Origin of the sequence: Acetobacter sp. DsW_063, assembly GCF_002153745.1 — a bacterium.
Lineage (GTDB): Bacteria > Pseudomonadota > Alphaproteobacteria > Acetobacterales > Acetobacteraceae > Acetobacter.
Genome location: NZ_JOPL01000050.1, coordinates 23,430 through 46,978 on the forward strand (window position 1 = coordinate 23,430; position 23,549 = coordinate 46,978).

Annotated in this window: 21 protein-coding genes; 10 read left to right on the plus strand and 11 right to left on the minus strand. The window is 61.2% G+C overall.

Features of this window, described 5'->3' with window-relative positions:
- Positions 1-34: 34 nt before the first annotated feature.
- From HK28_RS08615 to HK28_RS08625, 3 genes are all read left to right on the plus strand, one after another.
- Positions 35-265, plus strand: a complete 231-nt coding sequence (locus tag HK28_RS08615) for a BolA/IbaG family iron-sulfur metabolism protein (protein ID WP_026397359.1) — start codon at positions 35-37, stop codon at positions 263-265.
- 111 nt (positions 266-376) lie between these two features.
- Positions 377-712, plus strand: coding sequence for a Grx4 family monothiol glutaredoxin (gene grxD / locus HK28_RS08620; protein ID WP_026397360.1), 336 nt, complete (start codon positions 377-379; stop codon positions 710-712).
- Positions 713-878: 166 nt separating this feature from the next.
- Positions 879-1,193 (plus strand): hypothetical protein, encoded by a 315-nt coding sequence (locus tag HK28_RS08625; RefSeq protein ID WP_233140444.1) that lies wholly within the window; start codon positions 879-881, stop codon positions 1,191-1,193.
- Between the two features lie 51 nt (positions 1,194-1,244).
- Here HK28_RS08625 and HK28_RS08630 read toward each other — a convergent pair whose 3' ends face one another.
- Entirely contained in the window at positions 1,245-1,646 is a 402-nt protein-coding gene (locus HK28_RS08630; RefSeq protein WP_233140445.1) for a YraN family protein, read from the minus strand.
- 201 nt (positions 1,647-1,847) lie between these two features.
- On the opposite strand from HK28_RS08630, the gene cls reads away from it, so the two are divergent.
- The gene (gene cls, locus HK28_RS08635) at positions 1,848-3,236 is read left to right on the plus strand and encodes a cardiolipin synthase (RefSeq protein WP_086644183.1); all 1,389 of its coding nucleotides are present in this window, start codon (positions 1,848-1,850) and stop codon (positions 3,234-3,236) included.
- Between the two features lie 456 nt (positions 3,237-3,692).
- Positions 3,693-4,700 (plus strand): alpha/beta fold hydrolase, encoded by a 1,008-nt coding sequence (locus HK28_RS08640; protein WP_198945846.1) that lies wholly within the window; start codon positions 3,693-3,695, stop codon positions 4,698-4,700.
- Positions 4,701-4,797: 97 nt separating this feature from the next.
- Here the strand turns inward: HK28_RS08640 and HK28_RS08645 are convergent, their stop codons facing one another.
- Both HK28_RS08645 and HK28_RS08650 read right to left on the minus strand, forming a co-directional pair.
- Positions 4,798-5,820: a DUF2336 domain-containing protein gene (locus HK28_RS08645; protein ID WP_086644185.1), complete on the minus strand. Its 1,023-nt coding sequence runs from the start codon at positions 5,818-5,820 to the stop codon at positions 4,798-4,800.
- Entirely contained in the window at positions 5,817-7,259 is a 1,443-nt protein-coding gene (locus HK28_RS08650) for a diguanylate cyclase domain-containing protein (RefSeq protein ID WP_086644186.1), read from the minus strand. Before HK28_RS08650 ends, HK28_RS08645 begins: the two co-directional genes overlap by 4 nt.
- Positions 7,260-7,419: 160 nt before the next feature.
- On the opposite strand from HK28_RS08650, the gene dapD reads away from it, so the two are divergent.
- Genes dapD through HK28_RS08665 form a run of 3 tightly spaced genes read left to right on the plus strand, consistent with a single transcriptional unit; the run spans position 7,420 to position 10,043 of the window.
- Positions 7,420-8,268 (plus strand): 2,3,4,5-tetrahydropyridine-2,6-dicarboxylate N-succinyltransferase, encoded by an 849-nt coding sequence (dapD, locus tag HK28_RS08655; protein WP_086644187.1) that lies wholly within the window; start codon positions 7,420-7,422, stop codon positions 8,266-8,268.
- Positions 8,269-8,277: 9 nt separating this feature from the next.
- On the plus strand, positions 8,278-9,420 hold the full coding sequence (dapE, locus tag HK28_RS08660) for a succinyl-diaminopimelate desuccinylase (RefSeq protein WP_086644188.1): 1,143 nt from the start codon (positions 8,278-8,280) through the stop codon (positions 9,418-9,420).
- Entirely contained in the window at positions 9,417-10,043 is a 627-nt protein-coding gene (locus HK28_RS08665; protein ID WP_233140446.1) for a hypothetical protein, read from the plus strand. Before dapE ends, HK28_RS08665 begins: the two co-directional genes overlap by 4 nt.
- A 255-nt stretch (positions 10,044-10,298) precedes the next feature.
- Here the strand turns inward: HK28_RS08665 and HK28_RS08670 are convergent, their stop codons facing one another.
- The 5 genes from HK28_RS08670 to HK28_RS08690 form a co-directional block, all read right to left on the minus strand.
- Entirely contained in the window at positions 10,299-11,423 is a 1,125-nt protein-coding gene (locus HK28_RS08670) for a glycosyltransferase family 4 protein (protein ID WP_086644189.1), read from the minus strand.
- A 69-nt stretch (positions 11,424-11,492) separates the two neighbouring features.
- Positions 11,493-13,406, minus strand: coding sequence for a heparinase II/III family protein (locus tag HK28_RS08675; protein ID WP_086644190.1), 1,914 nt, complete (start codon positions 13,404-13,406; stop codon positions 11,493-11,495).
- A 172-nt stretch (positions 13,407-13,578) separates the two neighbouring features.
- Positions 13,579-14,244, minus strand: a complete 666-nt coding sequence (rpe, locus tag HK28_RS08680; protein WP_086644191.1) for a ribulose-phosphate 3-epimerase — start codon at positions 14,242-14,244, stop codon at positions 13,579-13,581.
- 245 nt (positions 14,245-14,489) lie between these two features.
- Positions 14,490-16,037: a hypothetical protein gene (locus HK28_RS08685; protein ID WP_086644192.1), complete on the minus strand. Its 1,548-nt coding sequence runs from the start codon at positions 16,035-16,037 to the stop codon at positions 14,490-14,492.
- 48 nt (positions 16,038-16,085) lie between these two features.
- Positions 16,086-17,441 (minus strand): RsmB/NOP family class I SAM-dependent RNA methyltransferase, encoded by a 1,356-nt coding sequence (locus HK28_RS08690; protein ID WP_086644213.1) that lies wholly within the window; start codon positions 17,439-17,441, stop codon positions 16,086-16,088.
- Between the two features lie 116 nt (positions 17,442-17,557).
- Between HK28_RS08690 and HK28_RS08695 the strand changes: the two genes are divergently transcribed.
- Together HK28_RS08695 and HK28_RS08700 are read left to right on the plus strand one after the other, a co-directional pair.
- Positions 17,558-18,601, plus strand: a complete 1,044-nt coding sequence (locus HK28_RS08695) for a hypothetical protein (protein ID WP_086644193.1) — start codon at positions 17,558-17,560, stop codon at positions 18,599-18,601.
- 1 nt (position 18,602) lies between these two features.
- Positions 18,603-19,835, plus strand: coding sequence for a hypothetical protein (locus HK28_RS08700; protein WP_086644194.1), 1,233 nt, complete (start codon positions 18,603-18,605; stop codon positions 19,833-19,835).
- Here HK28_RS08700 and HK28_RS08705 read toward each other — a convergent pair.
- From HK28_RS08705 to HK28_RS08715, 3 genes are all read right to left on the minus strand, one after another.
- On the minus strand, positions 19,791-21,266 hold the full coding sequence (locus tag HK28_RS08705; protein WP_233140447.1) for a sensor histidine kinase KdpD: 1,476 nt from the start codon (positions 21,264-21,266) through the stop codon (positions 19,791-19,793). The two genes, HK28_RS08700 and HK28_RS08705, sit on opposite strands and share 45 nt — an antisense overlap.
- Positions 21,253-21,912, minus strand: a complete 660-nt coding sequence (locus HK28_RS08710; protein WP_086644215.1) for a response regulator transcription factor — start codon at positions 21,910-21,912, stop codon at positions 21,253-21,255. Before HK28_RS08710 ends, HK28_RS08705 begins: the two co-directional genes overlap by 14 nt.
- 586 nt (positions 21,913-22,498) lie before the next feature.
- Complete coding sequence (locus HK28_RS08715; protein ID WP_086644195.1) at positions 22,499-23,287, minus strand: deaminated glutathione amidase; 789 nt, start codon at positions 23,285-23,287, stop codon at positions 22,499-22,501.
- Between the last annotated feature and the right edge of the window lie 262 nt (positions 23,288-23,549).

Consider the following 23,549-nt stretch of genomic DNA (forward strand, 5'->3'; position numbering starts at 1 on the left):
GGCGGCCCGCAGAACGTACACGGAGACTACCCCGATGGCCATGCAGGCGTCCGAGATTGAAGCCTATATCCGCAAGGCGATCCCCGACGCCGTCGTGAGGATCGAAGACCTGGCGGGTGATGGCGACCACTACGCCTGCACCGTTATCAGCGAAGCATTTCGCGGGCTTTCGCGCGTAAAGCAGCATAAGCTCGTTTACAATTCGCTCGAAGGCCACATGGGCGGCACGCTGCACGCGCTCGCGTTGCAGACCGCCGCTCCCTGAGGTTCTGCCTTGCTTTTCTGCCCTGCACGCCCGTCGGCGGGGTGTCTTGAATCGGACGCCGACTTTTGCGTCCGCAGCCATTGGCCACTGCCAGAAAAAGGAATCTGAACGATGTCCACCCCCGTAGCCGAGCGTATTCAGGCGCAGATCGACGCCAATCCGGTTATGCTGTTCATGAAGGGAACGGCGGACTTCCCGCAGTGCGGTTTCTCTGCGCGTGTCGTGCAGATTCTCAATCACCTGGGGGTTCCGTTCAAGGACGAAAATGTCCTCGCCGATCCGGAGCTGCGCGACGGGATCAAGACCTTCTCTGACTGGCCGACGATCCCGCAGCTTTATGTAAAGGGTGAATTCGTTGGCGGGTGTGACATCGTCACCGAAATGGCGAAGTCTGGTGAGTTGCAGACCCTGTTCGTCGAAAACGGAATCGTTTCCGCTCCGGTCTGATTGCAGAGAGTAGGGTCGGCTTGTTCTTCAACGAAGTCGACCCGATAAAAACTGGCTATTTCATGGCGGAGTTGGGCCAGATTTCCAGATAAATCTGGTTGTTCCGGCTTGCTCGCCAATTCAGGTTCATTGTATCGTCTCTTTGAAATGTAATATGAGAGTTGCAATGACTGGGATGCTCCGCAAGCTGTCGATATTCGCTCTTGGCACAGTTGCTGTGGGTGCGTTTTACGGAGCGAAGCCCGCTCACGCCGAACGGATCATCTCTGATTACGAGGCGAGCCGCCTCACGCTGGCGTCCTTGACCGCTGCTCCGCCGGTTTATCACGTCGTGCATCATGTGGCTGCGCGCTCTCGTGCGGCGTCTGCGCACCAGTATGCGTCCTCGCGCAGCTATTCTCATGGTCTCGTGCATCTTGCGGCTTATCACAGCCCCCGGAAAGCCGCTTCTCATGCTCGTGCGGTACGTCACCGCACCTGATTTGAGAGCTAACGCTCTTCCTGAATAGCCCACGAAGTAGGTTGTATTCCTCTACTGCAACCGAAAAGCGTCGTGGATGTGGGCTGCGCGCCCGTGTCCATCGATCACGATAACGTCGAACGAAATCTCTTCGTAACACCACTGTGGATGGCTTGCGAGAAGCGCCTCGGCGGCTCCCATAATACGAGCCTGCTGGCGTGACGTGACTGACATGGCGGCCACCGTTAACGAGGCGCGGGCTTTCACCTCGACGAACGCCAGCATTCCCTCACGGGAAATAACGAGGTCGATTTCTCCTCGCGCGGTTCTGGCTCGCCGCAATAATATTTTCCAGCCTTCCGACGTCAAAAGCGTTTCAGCCTGAGCCTCGGCAGTCAAGCCGACGCGATAAGATCTTTCGCCACGCCGCGCGAGGCTCTGCTTCAACTGGGTTTTTGTTGGCTTTTGCATCATTGCCGCCCAGCATACGCTATGCAAATGAAGTAGTGATGAATGAGAGACGCTTCATCTAGAGCCATACCCGGTTGTGTCGTATTTACCTCGTTGTTTTGGCGAGTATTTCCTCCGACGAACTGACTCAATCCGATCGAATGATGTTCTGGATCAAGCGCGGAGGGGACAGTTCTGGAGTTTTCAGCACTCAACGTTCTGAATATGACGCTCTCCGCGCTTCGTGTGCTTCTCGCGATGGCAGTGACCATTCACGTATTGCTTACAAAGCGCGATACAGCAGCGGCGATCGGTTGGATCGGGATGGCCGCGTTGATGCCGGTTCTTGGTTCAATTCTTTACCTGATGTTTGGCATCAACCGTGTGAAGCGTCTGGCTCGCAAGCTTGTCAGACAACGTGGCGCCCCGGGTTCGGCGCCAGCCACGCGATGGCAGAAGAGCGTTGAGGGACGGTTCGCGCCTTTGGCGAGCATGGTCGGGAAACTGACCAGCCGCTCGCTCGTAGGCGGGAACAATATCGAAATGCTGCATGATGGGGACGAGGCTTACCCGGCAATGCTGGATGCAATCCAGCGCGCGAACACCAGTGTCCTGTTGTGTTCTTATATCTTCCGGGCGGATCGGGTAGGCGGACTGTTTATTGACGCGTTGATTGACGCCCACAACCGGGGCGTCGCCGTGCGGGTTCTGGTCGATGGCGTCGGCGCCGGCTATTTCTCTTGCCCCACCGCTCGGCGTCTCCGTCGGGCGGGCGTTCCCTGCGGGCGTTTTATGCATTCACTGCTCCCGTGGAGCATGCCGTTTATAAATCTGCGTAATCACAGAAAAAGCCTGATTATTGACGGTGTTCTGGGGTTCATCGGCGGCTTGAACATAGGGGATGAGAATATGGTCGCTGACCGTCCCCGCGATCCTGTGTCGGACACGCACTTTCGGGTGCGAGGGCCGATCGTTCGGCAACTGGCGGCTGCCTTCGCATGGGACTGGACCTTCACCGAGGGGGAGGATCTGGCCGGACCGACATATTTTCCCGATATCGACGCCAGTGGGACGGATCTGATGCGGATCGTGACCGCCGGCCCCGACACTGATCTCGAAAAAATAGAGTTCGTCATGTTACAGGCCATGACGCTCGCCAGAAGCAGCATCCGCTTGATGACGCCGTATTTTCTACCCGGCACGCGGCTTTCGACTGAGCTTTGTCTGGCCGCACTGAGAGGGGTCACTGTCGATATCGTCATCCCGCAGCGGAGTAACCATGTGGTCATGGACTGGGCCTGTCGAGCGGATATCCACCCGGTGCTGGACGCCGGCTGCAGGGTTTGGTCGGCGTCACCCCCGTTCAATCACTCCAAGCTGCTGGTCGTGGATCGGGAGTGGTCGTTCGTGGGAAGCTCAAATCTTGACATGCGCAGCCTGCGCCTGAATTTTGAAATCAACCTTGAAACCTATAATGCGGAATTTTCGCAAAGGGTCGATGACTTCATCGTCGGGCATTGTGACCGGCGGGTTACGCATCATGATCTTGATAAACGAAATTATCTAATGAAACTGCGAGACTCCGGGGCAAGACTTCTTTCGCCATATCTCTGAAGAAAACGCTCGGGTGTTGTTTGCGCAAGTTTGGCTGCTGGTTGGCAATTGTTAAAGTTGTAAAGACGTGATGCGACCTTGAGATGTTGCTGTGTTGAGCCCGGCACAGTCATGGAAAGGGACGAAACCGTTAATATTTCGTTTTGTGAGACTGCTCTGTCGCAAAATACTCCGTTTTTGGTAAAATTTTCTATAATATCTCATTTATGTACACGTGTATTATGTGCTTGTATTCCGAGACTGAGGCCATCCTGAATCGCGACGTGGGTAGCCTGCGGAGGCGCAGCCAGCGGCGTTGCGCCGTCCGAAATGTGTGCCGCCGACGTTGAGGACGCTATGGGCCCGTTCAGGAGAAATCTCCGCGCAGTCGCGGTGGTGATGTATGCGGGTTTAGCCAAATCGTTTTCGCGCTCGCGGTATCTGATCCGTATGCCGCGTTTCGCGGTGTCCTGTATCATGTTCTTCTTTACCGTTTGCAGCGCCTTCGGACAGGAGCCGGTCTACGGTAGCAACCTCGAGGGGTTTTCTTACCCTTTTCCGGTGTCTTACTTTTCCTTTGAATCCCAACGTTTGTCCCTGCACATGGCGTATATGGACGTTCGGCCAGCAACCCCGAACGGGCGGACGGTTGTGTTATTTCACGGGAAAAATTTCTGTGCAGCGACTTGGGAAAAGACGATCAAGGCTTTGGTCGCAGGCGGGTATCGGGTCATCGCGCCGGATCAGATCGGCTTTTGCAAGTCGGACAAGCCTGAAGGGTATCACTACAGCTTCCAGCAACTTGCCGAAAACACTCTTGGACTTTTGAAATACGTAGGCGTGTCTCAAGCAATATTTGTCGCGCATTCCACTGGCGGCATGGTCGCTGTAAGGGCGGCGTTGGCTTCTCCCGCCGATGTCCAGAAACTGGTGCTCGTAGATCCGATCGGGTTGGAGGACTGGAAGGCCAAAGGCGTTCCGTGGCTAAGCGTCGATGGTTGGTACAGGAAAGAGATCACGAATACTGCAGACAAGATAAGAACATACGAGAAAAATACCTACTACGCTGGGCAGTGGAAGCCCGAATATGAAATCTGGGTTCAGATGTTGGCCGGTATGTATCGCGGACCAGGACGGGAACGCGTCGCGTGGGCCTCGGCGCTGCTTTATGATATGATCTACACCCAGCCGGTCATGTATGAATTCGGGTCTTTGACTATGCCGACAGTGGTTATGATCGGAGACAAGGATACGACGGCCATAGGCAAGGACCTTGCTCCTCCAGAATTACGCGCGGCATTGGGAAATTACCCGGTTATTGCACGACGGGCAGTGCAAGCTATGCCGGATGCGCAACTCGTCGAATTTCCTGAACTGGGGCATTCGCCCCAGATTCAGGATGCTGCGCAATTCAATGCAGCTTTACTTCAGGCTTTAGCCCCCCGTTCAGACATCCAGCCGACTATAAAGATGCACCAAGGGTAGTAGCTTCATTCGTTAGATTTTGCGGGTATTTTTTTAACACGATGTAAAACGCTTTTTTACTTAATTGGCTCGTAGGAGGCCTAGGATCAGCCCACTTTCAGTTCGGCGATGAAACCGGCCGTGGGTCGTTGACCAATATTCCCATCTGCCACTCCAGTTCTTGAGCGGTAAGAGCGTAGGCGCCATTGGCGGCGGGCCGGATGGCGCGGTGCGGCGGAATCATCGCGATATGAATCTGAATGGCGGCGGCAATGCTGGCGGGCAATCCGGATTTCCATGCCAGGGCGCAGATCGCTCGTGCGTTGCTTTCGGAAATTGCCCTCTGGACAGTCGCCAGTCTAATCCGGTCCGCAGCGGCGAGGGAATGCGCGACTTTTTGGATGTCGCCCGCTTCAAGCGCTTCATTTACTGCGTCGGCGCAACCACTCGCTGTGGATACTCGCGGGGACGGCGGAAGGTCTGCGGCGGTAATTTCTGAGGTTGCAGCGAATTCGAACGAGAGTTCTTTTTCGATTGCCAACCTTACTGGTGCAATCAGTGATGCACACCGCTCGCGTACCAGCGATCGGACGGTGACGACGCAAGCGTGATCAAGGGAAGTGCGTCGACTATGATGCTTTTCCATCGCATCCAAGGTTGTCTCGATTACACGGCCTGTCTGGTCGGTGCGTATGACCTCGGGCGCGGCCGAAACGGTGTTGTGAAAAATGACAGATGAGTCTTCATATCCTGTCAACTCGTCGTCGATCGTATTTTCGTCGAGCCCCGCCATGAGGCGATTGAGGGCGGCGGGAGATTCAGAGAGGGGGCCGATGATTGAAATAGCCAGGGTATCGCCTGCGGCGTGGGCGATAATGCGTTGAGCCAGCTTCCAGTTTGAGGTGAGGGCCGCTGTGAGGGTCTCTTCAAGTCTGGAGACCAGCATCGCGATGCGTTCAGGATCATAGTTTGGGCGTAACGCCTTCACTCTGCGCTGCAACTCTTCGCATGCTGTCGGTGTGTTCTCTACGATCGTCAGCGGAACGCGACCGCCTCTTCTGGACTTGTTCGATGCAGCTTCTGGCGACAAGGCTCGCGTCGGGAGAATCTGAAAGAATTTCGGATCGAGAGATGCGGTCATGGGGGTGATTCCTCCAAAGAGGCGTGCCAACGGGCGCCGCCAGCCAGTTTCACGCTACGCATCGCCAAACTGGCGCGATCAATAAGGGATTCGATTGTTTCTCCCGTTTCCCAACTGCGGGTGGCGAGTCCGACGGAGAAAGTCAGGGTCGTGGGCGTCGCGAGAAATACGACGACGCCGTTCTGGCAGAATGTTTCAGCACGTTCTGCTGCAACGAAATGGTCCGCCCCGTCGAGCCAGAGGCCGAAAATATCGCCTCCGAGACGGCCGGCGAGATCGGTGGGGCGTATGGCGTTTCGGAGGTAGGTGGCGACTTGCTGAAGAGTGCGGTCGCCTGCCTCAAATCCCTGCGCCGCGTTGATTTCGCCAAAGTGATCGAGGCCGATGATCAACAGCGCGCCACTAAGACGCTCACGATCCAGTCGAGGGAGACGGCGGGATATTTCGGCGATGAGGCCGGTCCGGTTGAGCATTCCGGTGAGAGGGTCAAAGCGTGCGTTTTGAGCCAGTGCTTTGTTGAGTGCCTCCATCTCTACGGCGGAAGCGAAAGTCGCCAGAGCGGCGTCTGCCAGATTGGCGTCGTCTTGCGTCCAGACGCCCAGCCCCTCTCTCCATAACGCCATTGCTGCGGACGTCGTGTAGCGAATGCGGCTGTAACAGAAAATGACGTCCCGATCTTCGATCTGCGTGACTTTTGGTGCGGTTAATGCGCCTTCTTCATAATCGCGTAAAAGAGATTCGATCTGGGTGTCGAGCGCTGATCCTTGCGCTGGAAAGCGATGTACGACGTCGTCGCCGACGTAACTCCCTGCTTCGAGAATTTCCTGTTCGGCGCATTCTGCGTCGCAGCCTGCCTGCCGCGCGAGCAGGATTCCGCCGGTGGCGCCGAGCATGGCTCCAAGTTCTTCAAGGGCTGGTGGGACGCCAAGCCGGAACATCGGGCGAGAACGCATGGTCAGCGTGATGCGCCGGATACTCTCGCTATGGAGCCGTGCGATGGACAGGTCAGCATTGTTGTTCGCGTCGTCAGACACGTCGATGCCAAGCCCCCTTACCCCCGCGTGTCGTCCGGAGGGGGATTGCAGAGGCGTGGCGTAGATCAGCAGGCAGGCGAACGTACCGTCCGCCCGCCGGACCCAGCATCGTCTGCCACGTATGGCGGCGCGCGTCTGGAACGGGTTGGGGCCGGGGGCGCTGTCGACGAAAGGGAGAAGCCGCGAGCATGCTTCTCCAATAAGGTCATGGTCCGCCCAGCCAAGCGTCGTCCCTGCGTCGAAGAATGTGAAACGTCCGTCTTCGTCGGTTTCGAAAATGACGTCGGCGACAAGCTGGGTGAGGCTCTTCCACCTGCGGCGGCTGGCCAGCAGAACGTCCATCATCTCGCCGTTGTTCGCGGGCGAATTTGATTCTGGAAAGAGAGGCCGAAGGGGGGTGTTCATACCTGAGCACTTCAACGCGAAAAGGTTGAGGGCGCGTTAACGTCTATGCGTTGACAGGAGGGAGCGCGATCCGCATGGTCCGGCGACGACCGCGCCTGACGCGAACTCCCGGCCCTGCAGGGAGAGTTGATGCGCAGCCTATCTGCTGGACCCGAGGACGATGACCGAACACGAACTGCAATCCCGTATCGACACGTTGTGGGAGGCGCGCGCAACGGTCTCTTCAGCCACCTCGGGAGAGGACCGCGCCGCGATCGAAACAGCTCTGGAGAAACTAGACTCCGGCGAACTGCGCGTCGCAAGCCCAGGCGCATCTGGCTGGACCGTTCATGAGTGGTTAAAGAAAGCCGTTCTTCTGTCGTTCCGACTCTACGACAACGTGGTGATGGACGGCGGCTGCGCTGGCGCTCCTGCCTACGATAAAGTGCCGCTCAAGTTCACAGGCTGGGATGCGACAAAATTCGCCGCCGCAGGTTTCCGCGCTGTGCCAGGCGCAGTCGTGCGTCGATCCGCCTTTATTTCCCCGGGCGCGGTGCTGATGCCCAGTTTCGTCAACGTCGGCGCGCATGTCGGCGCGGGCTCGATGATCGACACATGGGCGACAGTTGGAAGCTGCGCGCAGATCGGCGCGAACTGCCACATCAGCGGTGGCGCCGGAATCGGCGGCGTGCTGGAGCCGTTGCAGGCGGCGCCCGTGATTATCGAGGACAACTGCTTCATCGGCGCCCGGTCCGAGGTGGCGGAGGGCGTCATCGTGGAGCGCGGTTCAGTCCTCTCAATGGGCGTTTTCCTCGGCGCGTCCACCAAGATTGTCGATCGCGCTACGGGCGAGATCTTTATTGGCCGCGTGCCGGCGTATTCCGTCGTTGTCCCGGGGACGCTCCCCGCTCGGAAGACTGCAGGCGACGACAACCAGCCCAATCCGGGCCTCGCCTGCGCGGTCATCGTCAAGCGGGTTGACGAGCGTACGCGTTCCAAGACGTCGATTAACGAACTGCTGCGGGACTGATCGGCCCTCATGGTCACGCCGCTCGACGTCGCCGGGTTGGCGGCCGCCCTGATTAGGATACCATCCGTCACGCCTGATCCGGGTCACTCGCAGGAGATGCTGGCGGGAGTTCTGGCGGAGATGGGCTTCGATGTTGTCCATCTTCCGTTCGGCGAAGGCGCAGAGCGAACGCCGAACCTGTTCGCGCGGCTGGGTTCCGGTTCGCCTCATCTCTGTTTCGCCGGCCACACGGACGTCGTTCCTCCTGGCGCTGCGACGTGGCGGCGTGATCCATGCTCAGGAACGATCGAAGACGGCGTCCTGTTTGGGCGTGGCGCCTGCGACATGAAGGGCGGCGTCGCCGCTTTCGTGGCGGCGGCCTCATCGTTTCTCGCCAGCAATCCCGTGTGGAGCGGATCGATCAGCTTCCTGCTGACCGGCGATGAGGAAGGGCCAGCCCGTTTTGGCACCTGCAAGGTGCTGGAGTGGATGCAGGAGAACGGCCACACGCCGGATTTCTGTGTCGTTGGCGAACCGACCAACCCATCGGTCATGGGCGAGGTCATCAAGATCGGTCGGCGTGGCAGCATGAATGCGCGGATCGTTGTCGAGGGGCGGCAGGGGCATGTCGCCTATCCGCATCGGGCCGATAATCCTGTGCACAGGCTCGTCCGAATTCTCGACGCGCTGACGGCTGCGCCTCTGGATGCGGGCAGCCAGTGGTTCGAGCCTTCGAGCCTGCAGATTACAAGCGTCGACGTGGGCAATGTGGCGACCAACGTCATTCCTGCAGCCGCGACGGCTGCTTTGAACATACGATTCAACGACCTGCACACCAGCGTCTCGCTTGGGGGGTGGATTGAAACGATCTGTCGCCAGCATGCAGAACGCGTCGCCGTGACGACCGAATGCAGCGGGGAATCGTTCCTCACGGCTCCCGGCGGCGAAGTAGACGTGCTGCGGGACGCCGTCATGGACGTGACCGGACGCGAACCGCGTCTGGATACGGGCGGCGGCACGTCAGACGCCAGATTCATCGCCAGATATTGCCCTGTCGCAGAGTTTGGGCTGGTCGGCGCGAGCATGCATCAGGCGGACGAGTGCGTGGCGGTGGAGGACCTCCAGACACTGACCCGCGTCTACGTGCGGTTGCTGGAAAGGATGATGACGTGAACGCCGAACGCAGGAGCGACCCGCCGGACCCGAAATCCGTGGTCCAGGGCATGGCGTTGCTCGCGTCCGGCCGCGCGGAGGGGCTGAATCGGTTCCGGGGCTCCGCTGATTCGTTTCTCGCCGCTATCGCGCCGGGAGTCGCCATCAATCTGGTCAGCCTGCTTCTGGTGGCGATGCAGGACCATGTCGCGATCGGACTGACCAAGGTCGAGCTGTCGTTCTGCGCCCTGCTGGCCCCGCCGGTGATCTCGAACTTCTTCGCGCGTCGCTGGGGGCGTGAAGATTTGTGGCTGCGCTACGCCACGGCGGCCGCCTGGTGCGAGTGGGTGTCGGTGTTCGTGTCTGTTGTGGCGCTCGCCGTCGCCAGTCTTTTCGCGCCTGCTATGGTTCATACGCCTTCGTTCGTTCAGGCTGTTGTAGCGGCTGCGGAATTGTACGGGGTGTGGCTAGGGTGGTTCGTTGCGAAAGTCGGACTACGCCTTAGCTGGGGGAAAGCGCTTGTGGTGTACGGCGCTTCCGTAGTCTTCGCGTTGATCTGCTACGGGCTGGCTTCCGTTTTCCCGCCGCATTATTCATTCATCGCCGATCTTCTGAAACCCATGGTGGTCAGTCAGGCGAACTGACCTAAAGAACCGCTGCTGAATGAAGGCGATGAGGGTCATACATCGGAGCGTGTTCTTCGAAGGGATTTACCTGTTCAGAAAAAGAATTTTTGCGTCTGGGAATGCTTGGGCGTCCCGAAAAACAGCATCGGCTGGTAAAAAGTTTTTGGCTTTCGTCACAAAGCAGAAATCGGCCGACTAACTGTACGAAGCCGCGCGCAGACACTGCACCGGCGCCTTATCAGGCGAAGCCTGTCTCCTCAGCTCAACGACGCCTCAAGAGCGCGCTGCCCCCTGCTCCAGCAGGGTCGCTGTGCGTGACACGACGTCGCGTTCGTCAAACAGGCGCAGTGCGCGGGCGCGGCCAGCCGAACCCATCGCAACGCGCAATGCGGGCTCGTTGACCAGTCGCGCCAGCGCTTCGGCCAGAGGTGTGACGGTCGCGGGCGGTACGAGGAAGCCGGTTTCATTCGGCGCGACCTGCTCTCGCGAACCACGGATGTCGGTCGCGACCACCGGAAGACCAGTCATCATCGCTTCAATGATCGACATTGGCAGCCCCTCGAAATGGCTGGGCAGCGTGAAGGTGTCGGCGGCGGCGAGCACTGCGGCGACGTCTCTGCGGTAGCCAAGCATGCGTAGCCGTCCGCCTAAAACATGAGCCGCACGTTCGAATTCCTGCTCTAGCGACTCTCCGTGATCGGACGACAGGCGTTCGCCCACCACCCAGAGTTCGGCTCCGGGAACGGACTCCATGGCGCGAAGCAATTCGGGGTAGCCCTTGTGGCGCACGAGGCGGGAGACAGCGACGATTACGACGCGATCGTCCGGCGTCCCGAGTTCGGAACGGATGCGCGCGCGCGTGGCGGCATCCGGATGAAACACATTCGGATCCCGTCCGTTGCCGACCGCCTGCGCCCGGCGATGGATGTGGAGGCGTTTGGCGTCCTGAGCCTCTTCCTGAGAGACGGTCATATAGACGTCGGTGACGCGTCCGGCCGCCCATTCAAGTATCAGAGCTGCAATTCGTCGCAGCCGCGACCCGGGCTGGTTGAACAAAAAGCCATGGCATGTGTAGGCGATGCAGGGCACGCCGCAGAGACGGGCGGCGAAGCGGGCGAGCAGTCCGCTGATCGGCATATGGGCATGAACGACGTCCGGTCGCTCATGACGGATCAGCTTCACCAGCGCGGTGAACGCGCGCAGCTGTGCAATGGGGGAGAAGGAGCGGGCCATCGGCAGGGTTTCCACGCGAAAACCTTCCTTCCTGACGTCGACCAGCAGGGGGCCGTCCGCGCAGACGCCGACGACATCATGTCCGCGCGCACGTAGCTCCCGCATGAGCGGGAGGATGAAGTGGCGCAGAGAGAAGTCGACGTTGGTGACTTCGAGAATTTTCATCGTCTTCTCTCGGAGGCTTCTTCGGGGGGCTTTTCCCGGGATCGCTCTGGCCAGGCCTGGAGCGCGCGCTCAACCGTCGAGGCGGGAGAACGCCCACCGGACGCCACGCGCCTGCTCGGCAGGGCGCGTCTCGGGGGGAGGCGGCTCCTCTGGAGTTGTGGTCAGCTTGTCGACGCCGTCCGGCGACTGGTCCTCCGCCCATTCGCCGGACGCTACGTTCGGGTCATGCAATTCCGCGGGCGGTGTTTCCAGAGCTTCCACAGTTTCCTGCGGCCAGCCTTCGGCGTCGTAATTATCGGCAACACTGGCCTCCGTGTACTCGCCGTAAGGTTCGTGATCTGTGGTATCAGGGTTGTCCGTCGTTTCGGCGTGCTCTACCGGCGGCGCGCCCTCTTCATGCGGCTCCGCGGCGACAGGCGTCTCGATATTCGGCGCCGCCTCGATCATGGCGGGGCGTACGACAATTTGCAGGGTCTTCGCGGGCGTGCGACCGCCCAGATAGACGCTTTCCTCGATCGACGAATACCCATCGCTGCGAAAACGCCAGGTCTCCGTTTCTGTCAGAAGGAGGATATCGGTTTCCTCAAGCTCCACGCGCACGCCGGGATGCAGGTGAAAGCGAAGTACGAACTCCGACGCAGGGCCTTCGCCGTCCAGGCGATCCTCGCCTCGTAAATCTCCGCCGTCCTGCGTCAGATACAGGCGGCGGCGATAGACGCCCGCTCCGGCATGAACATAGGCGTCGGACGAAAGCTCCAGAAGATGATCCGCATCGAGCACAGCATGGTCACAGGCGACTTTTGGGCGCGATTCGAGGCGCCCGTCGCGGCCCCATCGCAACGCCGGGGTGGAGGGAAGTGACAGCACCGAATGCGCGGCAGCCTCGCGCAGCGCTTCGCTCCACCCCGGCAACGTGCTCGCGCCGCAGTTGACGATCAGTTGGGACCGGCCAGAGGACAGCTCGAAAGACAGCGCGCCAGCATGGGCGAGGGCGTCGAAGCCATGCGGTGCGGGAGAACCGCCATCAACGAACAGCAGCGTGTCACCCGCTGACAGGCGGACCAGTCGGCCTTCCGGAAGGCCGCGTGCGACGACATGGCCGCGCGGCAGTGCTCGCGCGATGATCGAATCGATGCGGGACGCGGGATGCGGCCGCGTTCCGTTGAACAGGGCGAGCCGTCCGTCGCCATGCCGGAAGGCGCGCAGCACAGGCGTCATGCGATCCAGCGTGGCGGCCATCGTCGTCGGAATCGGGATGCGGGCGCTTTGCAGCATCACCCGCATCTCGGCGAGTTCCTGAAGCACGAGAAGCTGCGTTTCGGGACTGCGCGAGGCGTGGCAGCCATCGGACAGAGCCTGTTGCTCCAGTTCCGTATCGATCAGCTTCATGTAGCGGGCGAGAAACCCCGAGTGCTCCGGCAGCGCGATGGCGGCGGCCAACAGGCCCTTGAGCGCCTGAAACGCCGACCAGTCACGCCGGTCACCGGGAGCCAGCGCCACGACGGTCCGCGCTTCAAGCACGACTCTGGTCATCAGGTTCTTGCGGAAATCCTCGTCCGCCGAGGCAGCGTAGAAATCGTAATGGCTGAGCCACGCTGCGACGCGCGCGCCGGTGACGGCGGGGTTTTGCAGCGGCGTTTCGCCGATCGGCTGCCCGAGCCATGTGGCGACCATTGCGCGCGCCTTGCTGCGCGCGGAATCGGTCCCAAGTTCTCGCAGATCGCGCAGCCAGGTAAAGCTTTGCAGCCAGTCACGGAATTCGTCGGGCCAGTCCGGCGCGGTCCAGCGACCGTGGCTCAGCGGACGCGTGACGCCGCGGTGCGAGGCGTGGCCACGCACCATCAACTCGCCTCCGGCTTCATCGCCCGTCCAAAGGTCGCGTACGGTGAGCGCGGGAGCGGAGGGAACCGAGCGCAGGCCGCCGAGCGGACCGAGCAGCGCGAGGGAAAGGCGCGCATCACGCGCCCAGCGGCCTAGGCCCATGACGGACGCTCCCTTTCGGAACGGCGGACTATGCCCGGATTCCTGTCGATCCGGCTGGCCTTGCTACCGAAGGGCGTGGGCCGTCTCCCGAAGGGGGCGGAGGCGATGATGTGCGGCGCAGCGTCGATGTGACGTGTGACGCAGGCGTTCAAGGTAATCAGCAGTCGGTTCCCTAGCTGGCCGATCGCAACGCACTTATGGCCGCTGCGTAGTCGTCTTGGCCGTACACCGCGCTGCCCGCGACCAGAAAATCTGCTCCGGCTTCGATAGCCATCGGCGCGGTGTCTTGATCGACGCCGCCGTCGACGCCGATCCTGATCGCTCGTCCGGATTTCTCGATCATCGAGCGGATTTCGCGAATTTTTCCAAGCTGGCTCTGCAGGAACTTCTGGCCGCCAAAGCCGGGGTTGACCGTCATGACAAGCACGATGTCGATGAGGTCGAGAATCTCGGACAGCGCTGAGGCCGGGGTCGCGGGGCAGATCGCGACCCCGGCTTTCTTGCCGAGCGCCTTGATCGTTTGCAGCGAGCGATGAACGTGTGGCCCACCTTCGATGTGGATGACGATGTGGTCGGCGCCAGCCTCGGCGAAAGCCTGCAGATACGGATCGCACGGTTCGATCATCAGATGCACGTCGAACGGCAGATGCGAATGCGGCCGCAACGCTTTTATGACGGCAGGGCCGAAGGAAATGTTCGGGACGAAGTGTCCGTCCATGACGTCGAGATGAATCCAGTCCGCTCCGGCGGCGTCAATCGCCGCCACTTCTTCGCCAAGGCGAGCGAAATCGGCGGAGAGAATGCTGGGAGCGACGAGAAGCGGCGCGTTCTTTGTCATCTTTGCTTTATCGGTAATCCCGAGGCGGCGCGCAACAGGTCTTCTGCGCGGTGGAGAAGGTCATGTTGGGGCTTTTTCGCCTTACTTCCGCCACATCCTGTTTTATCTGCGAGACTTTCGTTGGTTCGCACGGGCGTTGGGTAGGATAACGGCAGAACAGTTAACGTTCTTTAAGCGCATGCACATTCACGTCACCGTTCGTTGAGATATTTGTCGTGGAGTTTTCTGACTGGTTCGAGGGAACGTTACTGACGCACGGGAGGCCGCGCATGGACGCGGGCGAGTTCTTCCAGCGTGAAATCGATGGCCGCCGTCACGTCCGCGAACTGATAGTTCTCGCTGTGGAGCGAACGTACGTTGTCGTCGACGCTGTCCTGCAGCGCTGGCGCCGTATCGACGATGTCCATGATCAGATCTTCAGGAAAATAAACCGGGGCCGTGTCGTGCCCGGCCTGATCCATGACCCAGTGCGCCGGGCGGCGTTGGATCACGCGCCGGTTGGAATGCGTCACCCCCGGCGTCGACGTTGTCCAGCCAATCTTATGCTGCACCGACCCGTGATGGCAGATGTAGAAATCGGCGCGAGCCGCGAGGGCGATGGAGTTCAGGATCGACAAGTTACTCACGTCGATGACGCGCCCTGCGTAGGCGGGCGTCTCGGTTTCGACCGCGCGGAGAATCGCGGCGACCTCCTCCGCGTCCCGCGCGGCGGTTTGGAGTGACTTGGCGCTCTCCTGCGCGATCAGATCTTCGCAATCATTTTCCGCCGGGAGAGCAGAGAGAGTGGCGCTGCGCTTGCGAACGTCTTCTGCGATGGAATGTCCGTCGAGAAGAGTGACCGCATTCGGCCAGATCGCGAGGAGTCGGCCAATGAGGCCCGTAAGAAATTCGCGCTGGTTGACCGGGGTTCTGTCGCGAGTCCTGACGCTGACCCAAACGATTGGGTGCCGTCCTTCAAGACGAGCCGCCAGCGCGCTGGCGCCGTCCGTAGCGATCGCGTCCCTCGCCGATCGCAGCAGGGCGGCGCGCGTCTGCGGGTCTATCTGCGTCGAGCCAAAGCAGAACAGGGCCCGCCCGGGTGCGTTCGGCATCGCATAGTGGGCTGGGCGTTCCACCGGCCAGTGCGCGATGTCCGGGACCAGCAGTCCGATATCGCCAAGGGGTTCGAAAAACGTGACGGTGGTCGGTGGTGGCGTCCGGCGCGACAATCCTGCGGCTTCACGTAGGGCCGGAAGCTGGTTCCACAGCATATGTGCGAAATTGGGATCGCCGCAAACGGCGGCGACGTTGGTCGCAGGGCGAACAGGCTGCCACTCCTCCGTCGCGAATATCGCGATCGCATCTTCAGCTTCTTCAGGGGAGATCGTCCACGTGCGCGTTCCGAAATTCAGGCCGCATCGCAGGGACGGCATGAGGATCGTGTTCAGGGGAAAGCCTTCGCCCAGATTGCTTGCGCAAAGCAGCAGATCCGGCGCGTCGGGGAAGCGGAAGACCGTCTTTTGTCCGCAGACCGATTTTCTTGCAGTCACTGTGATGGCGTCGCCGGACCTGATCATGCAGGCGGTAACGGGAGACGGGATGCGAAAGAAGCGGCTTTCGAACAACTCTCGCTGATACCAGCGCAAGACGCGTTCGGATGGCGCCGCCTGCCGGGCATCGATGTAATTGATCAGGGTTCCGACATGCGGCGCATGCGTGATCATGGCCCGCCACGTGCGCCGCCCTTCCACCGTATCGATGTGGTGAATGGTGAACGGGGCGAGCGGCTTCGTTGAGAGATCGTCTTCCGTCATGTCGGCTCTCGATTCGTCAGCGTAGTGTACGGCGGCGCCCCGGTCACGTTACGCCGGGCGGATGAAGCGCGCGGCGAAGAAGCCGTCCATGCCTCCCAGTTCGGGCCACAGACCGGGATGCGTCCGCAGCCACCCTTCGGGCGTCAGGGCTTCGGGAATGTCGGCCAGTTCGGACGGCTGGAAAGGATCGGCGGTGAAGCCGATGCGCAGGGCGGCGGCGGCGCGGTCCGGCCCTTCTTCCTTTTGGAGAGAACACACGGCGTAGACCAGACGGCCTCCCGGCTTCAGCATCTGGAATGCCGCAGCAAGCAGAGCGTCCTGCCCTTCGGTCAGGGCCTCCAGATCGCGAGGCCGCTTGATCCACAACGCGTCCGGGTGACGACGACCAGTGCCGGTGGCAGAGCACGGGGCGTCGAGCAGGATGGCGTCGAGCGGGGCATCGGGCGTCCACGCAGTGGCGTCCGCGCAGATCGTGGTCACGTCCAGCTTGAGGCGGACGATATTTTCCTTGAAACGCTCCAGACGCGCCGGATCACGTTCGACAGCTGTGACCACTGCGCCAGCGTTGGCAAGCTGCGCGGTCTTGCCCCCGGGCGCGGCGCACAGATCGGCGACCCGCTCCCCCGGCTGAACCGCGAGCAGACGCGCGGGCAGCGCGGCGGCGGCGTCCTGCACCCAGAACGTACCTTCGTCAAAACCCGGAAGCGTCGTGACGCGCGTTCCGGCGGGCAGGCGCCAGGAGCCCGTAGGCAGTCGCTCGGCTTCGGGGGGCGCTTCCGCATCCGGGCGGACGGAAATGTCCAGCGGCGCTTCATGCGCCAGTCCGCGCGCGATCGCCCTGGCCACGCCCGGTCCAAGATGCTTCCACGACGTCCACAGCCATGGCGGGATGTCCAGACGTTCCTGATCGAGTCCTTCGAGAACCGCCGGCCCCTGTGTCGCAACGCGCCGCAGCACGGCGTTGGCGAGCCCGGCGAAGGGTGCAAGACCGCGTCGCCGCAGGAGGTCGACCGTGGTGCCTACGGCGGCGTGCGGCGGTGTCTCAAGATACAGCAACTGCGCAGCGCCGAGCAGCAACGCTGCGCGCACCGGTTCTGGCGGCTCCTTGCGCAGGAAAGGCTCCAGCGCCGTCGTCAGAGTCCCAAGATGACGCAGCGCGGCCGCCGCCAGACGGTGGGCTGCGGCCCGGTCGCGCGTGTCAGCGGCGCGCGCCTCGGGCGAGCGCGACAGGGTTGTCTCCAACATGCGCCGGTTCTCGATCACGCCGCGCAGGATATCGAACGCGATGTCGCGTGTCGGGTCCGACGACGCCACAGGACGTTCGGCGGCCGAGGAGGCGCCGCGTTTTGTGCGGCCACGTGACGCCGATCGGGCGGCCGGTTTGGGGTTTGACGGAATGTTCATCGTTTCCGGTTTGAATGCTCGCTGGCCGACGACATGACACGTCATCCGTCCCGGCGCCAGCCGTTTACGCCGCAACACCGGCATCCGTAGCCGCAAGCAGGATCACAGCCCGGACCATGGAGACCCGCTTCGAGCAGCACCTAGTCCCTTATCCCGGTGCTTTCGTGGCGTTCGCGGGGCTGGCCGTCACGGCGGCCTCATCTGCAGGAACGTATTTCCTTCCGACGACCAGCCCGCTGATCGGCGGCGTCGCCGTGCGGGCGCAGTCGGGAGGAGCGCTGGACGCTCTCGCCCTGAATGTTTTCGGGACCGGCGTGCTGGTTGTGCCCGCTGATTGTATCGATGATTTCGGCTTTCGAGTGAGCGTGTTTGACCGTGCGCTATTGCAGGGAGTGTCGGGATTGCGGCGGGTGACGTCCGGTCTCGTGATGCGTGAAACGTTGCGTGCCGCAGCAGCAGGGTTCGCCGGTCGGGAAGCCCAGACGCTCGCCCGCGCTGTGGCGCCGGAAATGACCCGGCGCAGGGTCGAACTGCGCCGGCGCCTCGTCTCCCATGCGGCGGGTTGGATGATCGACCCGAGGGTGTTTCGATGGCTCGCAGGGGTGCTGGTGGAAGCGGGAATGGCGAGCCTGATTGGCGCTGGGGCCGACTTCCTTGCGCCTGAATCCGCGTCGCCGCCCCGTTTGACCCTGTTGCGGGATACCGTCGCGACGCTCCCGGAGGCGCTGCCTGACGACAGGGGCGAGGCGATTCGTCGCCGTTTGTGCAATGTCGCAAAGGCGGCGCTTGGACGTATCGAGGCGATGTATGACACGCTGCGCGACCTTGTTGCGTCGCAAGGCATGATCGCGGCCTATCGCGATGCTGCGCCGCAACTCTTTGCTGATTTGTCGACGCTGCGCGGCTGGACAAGATTTTGCCTGTTGGCAAGGGAGATCTCGCACTCTCCATCGCGGTCCCATGCGTTGGGCGATCTCGTCGCTCTGGCGCAGCTTCTCACACACAAAAAAGATCTGACGGGCGACGAGGCGTTTCTCGCCAACGCGTTGCGCCCGGGATTGTCAGACTGGCCCCCGGAAACTGACCACACTGTCTATGCGATGTCGCGCAACGAAAGAATCCTGAGGGCGGAAATTATGCTGGAGGTCGGAAATATCTAGGATGAAACTCGCCTCCGGGCGCGACAGCAAAAGCCACGTCCCCGACATGCCAGACCATGCCGGGGCGAGCGCGTCCGGTTTGTTGTTCAGACCGCTCTGGCCGCTTCTTACTTCGCTGGAGCGGTGGCGCGCGGAAGCTCCTTGCGCTGTGCCGGATACGCTATTGAATCCTTTGAAAATCTGGATTTTTGATTGCTATCCGGATGCGGATATTGTCGAGCGTCTTATCAGCCATGGCGCTGGGGAGCGGCTTCCGCCACGCGATCCTCTGACCGAGCCGGAGCGGGCTGATCCACTTGAATGCGCGACGGCAATGTTGTGGGCGCGCGCGGCGGAGGTCCTCTCTCGCCCGATCCCGCCGATCGTGTTGACCGAAATCGCAGCAGCGTCGCATCTCGACGAAGCGCAGGTAACGGAGTTGGTCGCGCCACTCGCAGCCATCTACCGGCACGCGTCGTTGTTGTGCGTGCAGTGCGCCGATCCAGTGCCTGCCCGTCCATCGTCCGTCGCGTTGCGAGAGGCGCTGACCGAAATCGTTGCAGAGGGTGAACTGGCGTGGCGGTTCGGCCTTCTGTTGCTGCTGACCGGGCGGATTGACATCGACGTAGCGCTTCCCACCGCGCGCACTGTTGCTTTGGCTACGACGGATCAGGGGCTGCATCTCGACATCTGCGATCAGGCGCTGGCGGCTGTCTTCGACATCATGGAGACGCGTTGCGAATGTCTTCGGCGGGAGATCGAGAATCTTCGACCGGCACGCCGGACCGATCGTAGACCGTTGATCTGGATGGACGTTCCAGAGTTCGCGGCAGTTTCGGTGTTGATCCGGTTTTCCAGTCGATGCGGTCTTCACATGGGGGCCGCGGCGCAGTTGAAGCACGCCGCCGCGCGTCTGGCTTACACACAGTTCGTTTTTTTGGTCGAGGAAGATTTGCTTATTTCGTGGCCTGATGGCGCGTGGCCAGATAGCCTCATGACCGTGTTTGAGCGGGGCGTGCGGCGGTTGCGCAATCTTGCCTCTCTTGGTGCGTGTTTCACACATCTGACTGATTTCCGGCCTCTCGTGGAGCGCCTCGCGTCTCACTACCTTGGAGATATGTCGATAGGGCTGAACACGGTTGAGCGCGTGCGCGTGGCGGAAACTCTGCTCGATGTGACGGCGCGCCTGCCGACCCGGTCCGGTGTGGCGTCAGTGACGTCGGGCGCTCGCGCTCATGGTTCGCGCGGGCGTTGACGGCGCCTGAAGATCGGGGAACGTGATGCGGGCGAGAAATCCTCGGGTCGTTCCGGGAATTGGCGAGATGAGATCGAGGCGTGCGTTCATTTGGGCTGCTATGGTGGTCGCGATGGCGAGCCCGAGGCCGCTGCCGGGACTTTCATGGCGACCGCGAACGAACGGCGTTTCGATGCCAGCAAGCAGATCCGGGGTCAACGCTGCGCAATCGTTGATGATTTCGACGACATTGCTTGCCGCGAGTATGATAGTGACGGTCGGCCCTCCGTCGGCTGGGGGTTGACCATAACTGAGAGCGTTTTCGATCAGGTTGCGAAAAAGCAGACCTGCCGCGTCCAGATCGCCCTCTACCATCATCCGGCGGGATACGCCGGGTTGAAACCGGATGCGGGCGGGTGTGCGATTGTCGCCGCGCCCGTCGCGCCGCTCCAGTTCCTCCGATACAAACGCCACCAGATCGACCACGTCGAAACGATCCCGTCGCAAGGCGACACCCGACCATGCGCGAGAAAGCTGCAGCAGTTTATCGGTGATGCCGCCCAGACGCCGAACCTGTGCAATCAAGGTTTCAATTCCAGGTGTCGCGTCGGTCGGAGCCCGTGGTGCGCCCTCCAACTCCATCCGATTGGCATGAAGCGTTTGCAGCAACTGGGCCTGTGCGAGGATGGCTCCGATCGGGTTGCGTAATTCGTGCGCAGCGTTGGCGGCGAAAGCGCGTTCCGCCGACAGCGCCTTGTCCAGCCGGTGGAGCAGCAGGTTCACAGCGTTCTGGATGGCGGTCAGTTCGACAGGAAGATCCGGGGCGGAGACGGGATCGAGATAACCACCGCCGCGCCGCCGCAATTCGGCGCCAAGCGTGTCGACAGGCCGCAGGCCGCGCCGGACGATCCAGCGTACGAGAAGCCATACGACCGGCGCGAGAAAGAGGATCGGCAGGGTGGCGATGACGATGGCGCGATGGACGGCCTCAAGGCGGTGGAAGGATGGTTCGGCGACCAGAACGCCGTGCTGCTTGTCGGGGGAAAGGCTGACGAAAACGCGGAAATGCGGGCGGTCGTAAAAACCTGGGACAGGCGGCGTGACGAGGGGCTCTTCCGGCGCATTCTGGGAGCGCAGGATAACGCGACCAGCAGCATCTGTGACCTGATAGGCGAGGGCGCGTGGACCGATCCCCGGCAAAATCGCGATCTGAGGGCCGTCCGGTCGTGTTGGCGTGAAGGCGACGATAAAGACAAGCCGCTCCGCCACCTCACGGAGGGAATCGTCCAGACGCTCGGTCACCTCGAAACGGGTGAACGCCGCCAGCGCCAGAGCGAGCACGAGCAGCGACCCCAGCACCGCCGCTGTGACCCCTCCCACTATGTGGGCGGACAGACTCCACGAGCCGTGGGCATCCGGACTTTCTGGCGTATGGATTTCAGGGATCGGCAAGGCGATATCCGCGGCCGCGGGCTGTCAGGATAATGTCGCGTCCGAGTTTTTTGCGAACGCGGCTGATGAAGACCTCGATGGCGTTGCTCTCGATATCTTCCTGATGGTCATACAGTGCATCTTCGATCCGTGATCGCGAGCAGATTGCGCCAGGTCGTCGAGCCAGCAACTCGATCACCGCCCATTCGCGCGCTGTCAGATCTATTTCCCCGCCAGCGCGCGAGAGTCTGCGGCGTGTGAGGTCAATCTCAACGTCGCCCAATGTCACAACGGGGCCGCCATAGGCAGGATTTCGGCGCGAAATCGCTTCGATCCGCGCCATGAGCTCATCGAGGTCGTAAGGTTTGACGATATAATCGTCCGCTCCCTCGGACAGGCCTGCGATCCGGTCGCTGATCTGATCTCGCGCGGTCGCAACGAGGATACCGAGCTTGGCGCCTTCGGATCGTAGGGTGCGGACAAGGTCGAGGCCGTTTCCATCGGGAAGACCGAGGTCGAGCACAAGAAGGTCGTAGTCTGTCGCAGCGAGGGCGGAGCGCGCATCCTCCAGCGCGCAGTACCAGTCTGCCGCGTGTCCGTGGGAGCGGAGTTTCGTCAGCACGGCCGATCCGAGGGCGGGCTCGTCCTCGATAACCAGCAGGCGCATGAAAAACCTCCAATCGGCGAACAAGCAGCGCGTGGCGTTGCGGCATAAGCGTCGGCGCATGTTATCGCCGTTTCGTAGAGGAGCGCCAGTAACGCAGTGTCCACGGCTATGACGCGTTCAGGCGCTTAGGCAAACTGACTGCGGGGCGAATGGGGCTCAACGGAATGAAACGAACTGCACGCATTTTGCTGACAGTGACGCGCCTTAACCTTGGTCGGGCGGAGATGTTGAACGGGCAGGTAGCGTAATTCAGTTCTCCCACCGGATTAGGAACTGTGTCAGCCGACGTTCGCGGACTGGCGTTCGAAAGCGGAACTTGAACGGGTTCGCGGCAGTAACTCCCGGAAAATCAACGCGTATAGAGATATCACGTGGCGCAGAAGCGCCCGCGCGTAATGTCGAGGAGGCGCCGACATGCGCCGTCAACGTGCTGACGGTTTCAGCTGTGTGCCACGCGTGTTCAGGTGCGGAGTGCGTTAATTGATCACTATTTGTTTGCACGTTGCCCGGACGAACGGGCTGACAAGGTACGTGGTGAGCCGTGAGTGCCGTCGCCTCGCGTTTACGTCGGGGAAGGTGTCGGCGACTATCGTAGCGCGGGGTCTGCAAAACGGCGGTTCTGCAAGACCGGTAGCGCGACCCTCGTTTTAGCGATTCGTTCTTTGGAAATTTCGCAAAACAGAAGATCAGGGGCTTGTCCTGTTCGCACAACCGCAACGCCGAGCGGATCGACGACCATGCTGCAGCCGATATTCCGCGGGCCGCATTCGCCAATGCCTGCCACATAACACGTGTTTTCCAGCGCACGGGCGGTCAGCATGACCTCCCAGTGCCATTCTTTGCCGGGGCCGCGCACCCAGGCTGCCGGAACGGCTATCAATTCTGCGCCGTTCAGCGCGAGCGCTCGCGCGAGTTCGGGGAAACGCACATCGTAGCAAGTCATCAAGCCGACCTTGAACCCGCCGATCTCTATCAGCGGCGCGATTTCGGCGCCCGGCGTCTGCCTGTCGGATTCCTTCATGGCGAAGGCGTCGTAGAGATGCAATTTTCGGTAAGCGCCGATCAGACCGTGCGCCGAGACGACGATATGGACGTTGTAGACGCGACCGTTTCCGTCAGGAACGAAAATGCATCCCGAAACCATAAGGTCGAGGCCTTGCAGCCCAGCGATCAGCCCAGCGACATACGGTCCGTCGAGTTGTTGGGCTGCGCGTAGCGTGAGGTCCGGGTCTTTCATGTCGGCTGCCAGGATGTCTTCCGGTAGCAGCAGCAGGCGTGCCCCTTCGGCCGATGCACGCCGCGCCAGATCAATGGCGATGGCGAGATTTTCTTCCCAACGGGGGGTGGCGGCGAACTGACCGAGAGCGATTTTCATGGGCGTCCTGCAGGGATGAAACGTGTGCTGCTTCATAGCACGGTCAGGCAGCTTCGCCGACTTTCCAGCTTGACTGCGTACGGAGGGATACTCGCAGAGCCGCATATTGTTGACGTGGTGTGAGCGGGGCAGGATGGATTTTGATGACCGTGGATACATGCGGCGGTTGCGTCAAAAATGAATTTCAGGTTTGACGGCTCCGGCGCGCTGTTCATTGAGTATTGTTTTTAGGTTGGTTTCGAAGTAATTTATTATGAAATTC

Excerpts from the sequence above, each read along its gene's own strand:
- HK28_RS08625 (WP_233140444.1), top strand. The coding sequence starts at position 879 with ATGACTGGGATGCTCCGCAAGCTGTCGATATTCGCTCTTGGCACAGTT.
- grxD (WP_026397360.1), top strand. The coding sequence starts at position 377 with ATGTCCACCCCCGTAGCCGAGCGTATTCAGGCGCAGATCGACGCCAAT.
- HK28_RS08650 (WP_086644186.1), bottom strand. The coding sequence starts at position 7,259 with ATGAACACCCCCCTTCGGCCTCTCTTTCCAGAATCAAATTCGCCCGCG.
- HK28_RS08630 (WP_233140445.1), bottom strand. The coding sequence starts at position 1,646 with ATGATGCAAAAGCCAACAAAAACCCAGTTGAAGCAGAGCCTCGCGCGG.
- HK28_RS08685 (WP_086644192.1), bottom strand. The coding sequence starts at position 16,037 with ATGACGGAAGACGATCTCTCAACGAAGCCGCTCGCCCCGTTCACCATT.
- HK28_RS08640 (WP_198945846.1), top strand. The coding sequence starts at position 3,693 with ATGTTCTTCTTTACCGTTTGCAGCGCCTTCGGACAGGAGCCGGTCTAC.
- HK28_RS08695 (WP_086644193.1), top strand. The coding sequence starts at position 17,558 with ATGGAGACCCGCTTCGAGCAGCACCTAGTCCCTTATCCCGGTGCTTTC.
- HK28_RS08615 (WP_026397359.1), top strand. The coding sequence starts at position 35 with ATGGCCATGCAGGCGTCCGAGATTGAAGCCTATATCCGCAAGGCGATC.
- HK28_RS08700 (WP_086644194.1), top strand. The coding sequence starts at position 18,603 with ATGAAACTCGCCTCCGGGCGCGACAGCAAAAGCCACGTCCCCGACATG.
- HK28_RS08645 (WP_086644185.1), bottom strand. The coding sequence starts at position 5,820 with ATGACCGCATCTCTCGATCCGAAATTCTTTCAGATTCTCCCGACGCGA.
- cls (WP_086644183.1), top strand. The coding sequence starts at position 1,848 with ATGACGCTCTCCGCGCTTCGTGTGCTTCTCGCGATGGCAGTGACCATT.
- dapE (WP_086644188.1), top strand. The coding sequence starts at position 8,278 with ATGGTCACGCCGCTCGACGTCGCCGGGTTGGCGGCCGCCCTGATTAGG.
- dapD (WP_086644187.1), top strand. The coding sequence starts at position 7,420 with ATGACCGAACACGAACTGCAATCCCGTATCGACACGTTGTGGGAGGCG.
- HK28_RS08710 (WP_086644215.1), bottom strand. The coding sequence starts at position 21,912 with ATGCGCCTGCTGGTTATCGAGGACGAGCCCGCCCTCGGATCGGCCGTG.
- HK28_RS08670 (WP_086644189.1), bottom strand. The coding sequence starts at position 11,423 with ATGAAAATTCTCGAAGTCACCAACGTCGACTTCTCTCTGCGCCACTTC.
- HK28_RS08715 (WP_086644195.1), bottom strand. The coding sequence starts at position 23,287 with ATGAAAATCGCTCTCGGTCAGTTCGCCGCCACCCCCCGTTGGGAAGAA.
- rpe (WP_086644191.1), bottom strand. The coding sequence starts at position 14,244 with ATGACAAAGAACGCGCCGCTTCTCGTCGCTCCCAGCATTCTCTCCGCC.
- HK28_RS08675 (WP_086644190.1), bottom strand. The coding sequence starts at position 13,406 with ATGGGCCTAGGCCGCTGGGCGCGTGATGCGCGCCTTTCCCTCGCGCTG.
- HK28_RS08690 (WP_086644213.1), bottom strand. The coding sequence starts at position 17,441 with ATGAACATTCCGTCAAACCCCAAACCGGCCGCCCGATCGGCGTCACGT.